Source organism: Streptomyces sp. NPDC003016, from assembly GCF_053591455.1.
Genome location: NZ_JBSFTV010000031.1, coordinates 98045 through 104738, shown reverse-complemented (window position 1 = coordinate 104738; position 6694 = coordinate 98045). Strand labels below are relative to the sequence as shown.

The window sequence follows — 6694 nt, the reverse complement described above, 5'->3', positions numbered from 1 at the left end:
CCGGCGCCCCGGACACCGGACAGAACCCTCCCTCCTCCCCTCCGTCCTCCCGCCCGACCCTGTCGGACTTCGACGACCCCACCCCCACCAGCACACCGACCGGCACACCGGACGCCGGCAACACGTCCCGGTCCGCCGACACCGGCACAGGTTCCTCCTCCCCGAGCAACGCGGGCCTCTCCGCACCGACCCCGCAACCGGCTCCCACACCGCCGGCCGGCGGCACCCCGTCCTCCACGGGCAGCAGCGGCGATTATCTGCGGGTCTGGGACCGCGTCAGCGAGGAGATCGTGGCGGCGTTCGTCTCCGATACCCCGTTCACGGGCGCGGACCTTCCTCCCGAGGGCATCCTCCTCGTCGCAACCGAGTGCGGAGCCAAGGCCCTGAGAATCCGGACCCCGACCACCGCGATAGCCTCGTAAGCCGCGTACTGCCACGCCCTACCGCCCCTGAAGGAGCTCCGCGTGACCACCCAGGACCAGGCGCTCGCCACCGCCGAGCGTTGGCTGAACCCCGAAGGCACGAAGGACCGCCGCGAGGTCAGGGTGCAGGAGTTCGACCTGGGATGGGTCGTGTGGGCCGCGCCCGCGCCGATGGAGCGTGACCCGGAGACCGGTGAGCGGCGGCCGCCCGCCGAGATCGGCAACGCGTGCGGCGTGGTCGACCGGCGTACCGGCGAGCTGACGGTGTGGCCGTCGGTGCCCGTCGAGGAGGTCGTCCGGATGTACCGGCAGAAGCACGGCGGCGGTTCGGCGGCGGAAGGCGCGCGTCCCGTCACCGGCCCAGGCAACACGGCTGTCTTCACGTACGTAGACCCGGCGACCGGCGAGGAGACGACCCTCTTCCGCACCTCCGGTCCGGGGCTTGCGCCCGTCGAGTACCAGGCCTGGTCCGAGCTCCAGCGCATGAACGTACCCATCGGCAACGTCACCGCGATCCATACCGACCTGCGCCCCGGCCTGCTCCCCGGCGGCTACACCGCCGAGCTCCTCAACGCCTTCCCCAACGCTCAGCTCTCCTGCGCCCACAACTACGGCGCCCGGCCCGAAACCCGCGCCGAAGGCATCGCCTCGCTGCTCCAGCACGTCGAGATGATGCACCAGATCGCCGGCCAGCAGCCGCCGCCCCGCCCGCACCGCGTCCCGGTTCCCCCGCACGTGACCCCCGCCGAGCCGATGCGCGACGTAGCCCTGGGCCGGCACCTCGTCGAGGTGTTCGGCCGGGACGGCGTACGCCGCTACGACGCCGACGACGCAGCCGGCAGCCAACTGCCCGAGGCCGCCCAGTCGACGCTCACCTGGGCCGGGCTCCCTGCCGACCTCCCCCTCTTCTTCACCGCCGACCGGCCCGACAGCCCGCCTGCCGGTGGCCTGTTCACCGACATCGCCACGAACCTGCGCGAGCGCCGCAGCCCGGCCGACGCCGAGAAGATCAACGCCCTCGCGCACCTCGTCCGTATCGGCTGGGACGGGGTAGCGGTCGTCGCGGTGCAGTGCCAGCCCGGCCCGACGGAGCCCAACGGCCTCGGCGCCCTCTGGGCCGTCGACCCCGTCAACGCCGCCGCCCGCTACATCAACGTCTCGGCCGCCGCCTTCGCCCGCTCCCTCGCACTGCTCGCCACCACCCGGCAGCAGATGCAGGGCCTGGACCCGGTCGCGGCCGGAGCGGCAGTCGCTGCGTTCCAGGAGCAACTGGCCGCCATCGACGCCTCGGCTCTGGTGAATCCGGACGGCTGGTGGTCGCTGATCGTCGAGCAGATGTGGCACGGACTGTTCTGATCGGGCGCTGCACCTGCCTCTGGGGCTGGGGCGGCGTACAGCACAGGCGTCGAGTCCGCGTGCCTGCCCGTATTCCTCCTCGACGGCGGCCGGGCGGGTGAATTCCCTGCATGAGCCCCAGAACCCGGACGCCGGCAGACCAGCAGACCAGCAGACCAGCAGACCAGGGAGCCTTCCCCATGCGTGCAGAAAGCTCCATGCCCCACCAGCAGCCCCACCCGGTGCCGGCCGGCCCCGAGGAAGCCCTGGAGCTCGTGCGCAGCCGCTTCGGGCAGCCCACCCTGCCCGACGGCACGCTCGTACCCTTGCGGGTCGAGGAATTCGATCTCGGTTACGTCGTGTACGCCGTCCGTCCCGAGCCCGCCGCCGGAGGGGTCCCGCGACCCGCAGAACCGGGTGGCAGCAGCATCGTCGTCGCCAAGGACAACGGTGAGATCGCGACCGTTCCCCACTACCCGCCGCCACTCGCCATCGAAGTGTTCAAGAAGCACTACCGCCCAGGCACCTAGCTCACCCAGGTTCTGCCCGGCGGCCCATGCGACTGCCTCGGACGGGGCCCGTTGTGCCTGGGGCGGACCTTCGGCCTTCGACCCCGGCCACCTCGGGCCGGTCAGCAGCGGGGCGCCGGAAAGCCGGGAGGCGCCGCAGCGTGCTGCGCCGGAGGAGTTGTTCGAGCCACAGGCAGGGCTGCGCCCACCGACCGGGTCCGAGCGGCCGTCGTCGGTGCGGCCGCGAGGCCGGAGGGGGTGAGACGGGAACCTGGTTACTGGGCTTGAAGCTGCCGCAGGAGCGGCTTCCACCGTCGTGACCAGGGACGGACAGACCGGCCCCGGTGAATCACTGGTGAGGCAGGCGGGGACGGCCCGGCCGATCGCGGAGGCCGCCCGGAGGCCGGAGGCACGGCTCGCACGCTGCGGCACTACGACGAGACCGGTCTGCTGCCGCCCGCCGGGATCGGGACGAACGGCCACGCTGCTACGAGGAGCGTCGGCGGCTGCGGCTGCGGCTGCGGCTGCGGCTGCGGCAGATCCTCGTGCTGCGGGAACTGGGTGTCGGGCTGTCCGAGGTCGGCCGGGTCCTGGCCGAGCAGGTCGACGAGGCGGAAGCCCCACGCGGCCACCACCGCAGGCTGCTCGCCGAACGCGACCGGCTGGGCGCCCTGGCCGACGCCGTCTCCCGCACGCTCAGCGAACTGGGACAGTCCAGAAAGGACGGTGGTGGGCCCATGACCGGCATCAACCGGCCGGAGAACCTCTTCAAAGGGGTCCGGCCCGCCCAGTACGGGGAGAACCTGCGTGACTTCCCGAAGCCGGCGGGGAAGGCCGAGGAGTACACCTCGGCGCTGAGCGGGGCAGAGATCGAGGCCGGACAGCGTAGGCGCACGGCGCGGATGATCCGGCCGGCCGAGCTGCCGGCCGTCGGCACGCCCGCGAACGCCGACCCGGTGCGGGCTGAAATCGACGCCCGGTACCGGACGCTGAGCGAGCTCCACACGGTCTCCGCCGAGGAGCGCCGCGCGATGGGACGCTCCTGCGCCCGGAACGAACAGCGGCGCGCGGCGTACGAGGCGATCGCACCGGGCCTGGCCGCCTACCGGCGCGACGCTATCGATGCCTACGCCACGGCCCGGCTGAACTGACCCGGATCCGGCCGCCTCAGCCTCCGCCGGCGCCGCCGAGGGAACAGGCCAGCGGAGGAGGAGGTGAACCCGTACTCAGTACAGCGAGAAGCCACCGCTGTGCCGCCCCTGGCTCTTCTTCCGGGGCTGCGAAGGCTCTCCCTCCGAGCGCCTCGGCCCGTCCGGATCCGAAGGAGCGCCACCGCTCGCAGGCACCTCCCCCTGCCTGATCTGCTCGCGCTCCTCGTCCGAGAGCGCCTCCCACTCGCCGCGCAGGGATGCCATGCCGCTGCCCAGGGCGCGTACCGCCGAGGGATCGTCCAGAGCGCCGCGCAGGGTGACGCGGCCCGAAAGCAGCTTCTCCGCCGTGTCCTGCAGTTCCTTGCTTGCGCCACTTCTGTCGTCGGCCAGCTTGCGCAGTGCGGAGTTCAGCGAGCGGACCTGCTCCGGTTCGAGCGCTTCGTCCCACACGCCGCGGTCCGGGGAAGGCCCTTGGGGGTTACGGGAGTTCTGGGGGTTGTGGGGTTGCTGGACCATCTCGCTTCTCCTCACCTCTCGTCACCCGAAGTATCTCCCGCCGCGAGCTCCAGGCCGATGATGAGGCCGTCTCCGCAGTCGCTCGTCAGCACCTCATGGCGGGGGGGTACGGGAGCCGGTCTTGCGACGACACCCTTCAACACCCAAGGACGCTCCATCCGAACGGATCGGTGATGGGTCGGCAGGCCAGGGCGGGAAGCTCCCGAAGGCACGGCCTGTCTTGGCCGCCCACCGCCCACCGCCCACCGCCCACCGCCCACCGCCCACCGCCCACCAGAAGCTTCACTGCTGGGTACGGGCCCCCCAACAACCCACCGGCGGGATCAAGCGGGGGAGGACTCCGCCGGTGGCGCCATGGCCGTAGCTCCGGCACGAGCTCTGCAACGGTCAGCAGCGCCGGGCCCGACTGCGCCCGCCGCCACACCTGTCGGGCCGGGGTGATCGAAGACGCACGAATCCAGTCGGACTTGCGGCACTTGGGCGTCAGGTCCTGTTCGGTTTGCTTGGCTTACTCCAAGCACTGACGCTTCCGGTACGTTGCGTTTCGCGACTTTGCGGTCACTGCCGATGCAGGGTCATGAGCCTGCGCCCGCCCGGCAGGGCGATGACGCCACCGCGGTCGGCGTTGCCCGCGAACCAGGCTCCGTGCTCGGACTCCCCCGACCAGCGCGCGCGTCGACGCCACGTACGCGCGGCCAGCACCGGCGTCCAGTCCTCATCCCTGCTCCCGTCACCGAGTCCGAGTTGCACAGCAGTGCCCGCACGGACTTTGACATCTGGTCTGCGGACCACGGAGCAGTACCTCCAGGGGTGGGACTTCAGAACGCTCTCGACGACACGCAGCCAACGCAGCGCCTTGGCCGGACCCGCCAGCAAGAAGGCAACGGGAATCAGCAGGAGGGATGCGGTGCCCGAGACGAGCTGCGTCTCCTCACCCTTGAACGCCCTCGCCACAATGAGCAGGGCCAGCCACACGGCAACCCTGACAAGGAGGCTGATGCGAGCCCTGCGCCGGGCTTCCCGAAAAGCCTGCCGGGTGGCGGGATCTTCAAAGGCACACTTGGTCAAAGGGAGGGAGTCGGAGAGACCGGACTTCACGCGCACAACTCCTCGTCATGGGGATCAGCAACAGTAATTGCGCGAAGGCCTGCGCTCAGGGCTCCGAGGTCGGCCTTCTTGGCCGCGCCATGCGGCCCTTGTCGCGGGGCCGCGGGGCCGCGGGGTCGCGGGCGATCTCCGGGTACTCCCCCAACGGGAATCCGGCTGCCACGGTCCAGAGTCATGTGACCCTGCTCCCCAGGCGCGACCAGTGCCATGCACCTTTGACGCCGCGGCACAGGTGTACGGAAGAAGAGCGATACTCCCAGGCTTACTCACGGAGCGCCTTCCGGACCCCGCGCAGGGCTGGAAGATCCTGATTGGCAACCGCAGCTTTCGATATACGAGACGTACTGCGCGTGCCGGTCAGGAAAGCGCGAGGAGCATGAGCCTGCCCAGCCATACCGCCACACAGCGAGAAGCTCCCGATGCACGATTCTGTCCGTCCTCGACATCAGCTTCCACCAGCAGCCCGTCCCTTGTTCACCCCCGCCATCGGCCACAGACGGATTCAGGAGGGAAAGCGTCCCGGAGGCGGCACCATGGCCGCCGGCCCGGCTCCGGTCCTGCGCCGCAGCAGCGCGAGGAGCAGTCCGCCGATCAGCATCAGCAGTCCGACTCCAGCGAGGCCCAGACCAGTCAGCCACACGCCCTGCTCCATGGGCTGGGTAGTGACCTTCGGCGTACCGACCGGATCAGCCAGATGTTCTTCGCCCTTGTAGGCCACCGCACCGGCCTTGTCGGCCGGCGGTGAAGCGGCGGCCTTCACGGCGGCAGCGGCATCGATCTGCCCGTATCCGACCTGGGCATCGCGGCCGCCCGGCGGGTGGTGGGCGGTGCGCGTCAGGATCGTGCGGACCTGGGCGGGCGTGAGTTCCGGGTTGTGGGAACGCATCAGCGCCACGACACCGGCCGCGAGTGCGGTCGCCGGTGATGTCCCGTTCACGGGCCGGTAGCCGCCCTCTTTCACCGCACTCACGATGCCTACGCCGGGCGCAGCCACCGAGTTGTGGGTTCGCACGGTCGAGAACTCCGCTCGGCCACCACCCTGCTGCGTGGCAGCGACAGCGATCGTGCTCGCGTAACCAGCGGGGAAAGAACCGTTGGTGGAATCGTCTCCGCTGTTCCCGGCCCCTGCCAGGACGGTCACCCCGTGGCTCACCGCGTAACCCACAGCCTCCGCGTCGTACTTGAAGTACGTGGTGAAATCGTCGCTCCCGAGGGACATCGAAATGACATCGGCACCGTGGTCAACCGCGTACCTGATGCCATCCGCGATTGGTTCGAAGCCCTCCCCCTGCTGCTCCTCACCGTCCTTGGAGTCATCGATCACCCTGACCGACAGGATCTTGGCCTGCGGAGCGACTTTGAGTACGTCCGAGGCCATGGCCGTACCGTGCACGCCCCACTCCGGACTGGCTGGGTCGACGCCGTCCTTGAAGAAGTCGGGTCCGGTGGTTACTTTGCCTTTCAGCGCCGGGTGATCGGCATCGACTCCGCTGTCGAGGACAGCGACGGTGACGCCCGCGCCCCGGCTGACCTGATGGGCCGCCGCAAGGCGGAGCGCATCCGCCTCCCACCCGCGGGGGGTTGCTTCGGCTGCTGCCGCGGGCGCCGCGGCCAGGGCGTACAAGAGTCCGCTCAGCGCCAGGCCGACCGCGAT

Annotated in this window: 5 protein-coding genes and 2 pseudogenes; 4 read left to right on the top strand and 3 right to left on the bottom strand. The window is 70.5% G+C overall.

The window, feature by feature from the left end:
* From ACWDZ4_RS25315 to ACWDZ4_RS25300, 4 genes and pseudogenes are all read left to right on the top strand, one after another.
* Positions 1-422, top strand: a pseudogene (locus tag ACWDZ4_RS25315) (hypothetical protein); the annotation flags it as partial.
* A gap of 42 nt (positions 423-464) precedes the next feature.
* Complete coding sequence (locus ACWDZ4_RS25310; RefSeq protein ID WP_451510676.1) at positions 465-1778, top strand: SUKH-4 family immunity protein; 1314 nt, start codon at positions 465-467, stop codon at positions 1776-1778.
* Positions 1779-1957: 179 nt separating this feature from the next.
* A complete protein-coding gene (locus ACWDZ4_RS25305; protein ID WP_451510675.1) occupies positions 1958-2287 on the top strand; it encodes a hypothetical protein in 330 nt (109 codons plus the stop codon).
* A 334-nt stretch (positions 2288-2621) separates the two neighbouring features.
* Positions 2622-3417, top strand: a pseudogene (locus ACWDZ4_RS25300) (MerR family transcriptional regulator).
* A 75-nt stretch (positions 3418-3492) separates the two neighbouring features.
* On the opposite strand, the gene ACWDZ4_RS25295 reads toward ACWDZ4_RS25300, so the two are convergent.
* The 3 genes from ACWDZ4_RS25295 to ACWDZ4_RS25285 form a co-directional block, all read right to left on the bottom strand.
* Positions 3493-3933, bottom strand: coding sequence for a hypothetical protein (locus ACWDZ4_RS25295; protein WP_451510674.1), 441 nt, complete (start codon positions 3931-3933; stop codon positions 3493-3495).
* Positions 3934-4491: 558 nt separating this feature from the next.
* Positions 4492-4887: a hypothetical protein gene (locus ACWDZ4_RS25290; protein ID WP_451510673.1), complete on the bottom strand. Its 396-nt coding sequence runs from the start codon at positions 4885-4887 to the stop codon at positions 4492-4494.
* 655 nt (positions 4888-5542) lie between these two features.
* A complete protein-coding gene (locus tag ACWDZ4_RS25285; RefSeq protein WP_451510672.1) occupies positions 5543-6664 on the bottom strand; it encodes a S8 family peptidase in 1122 nt (373 codons plus the stop codon).
* Between the last annotated feature and the right edge of the window lie 30 nt (positions 6665-6694).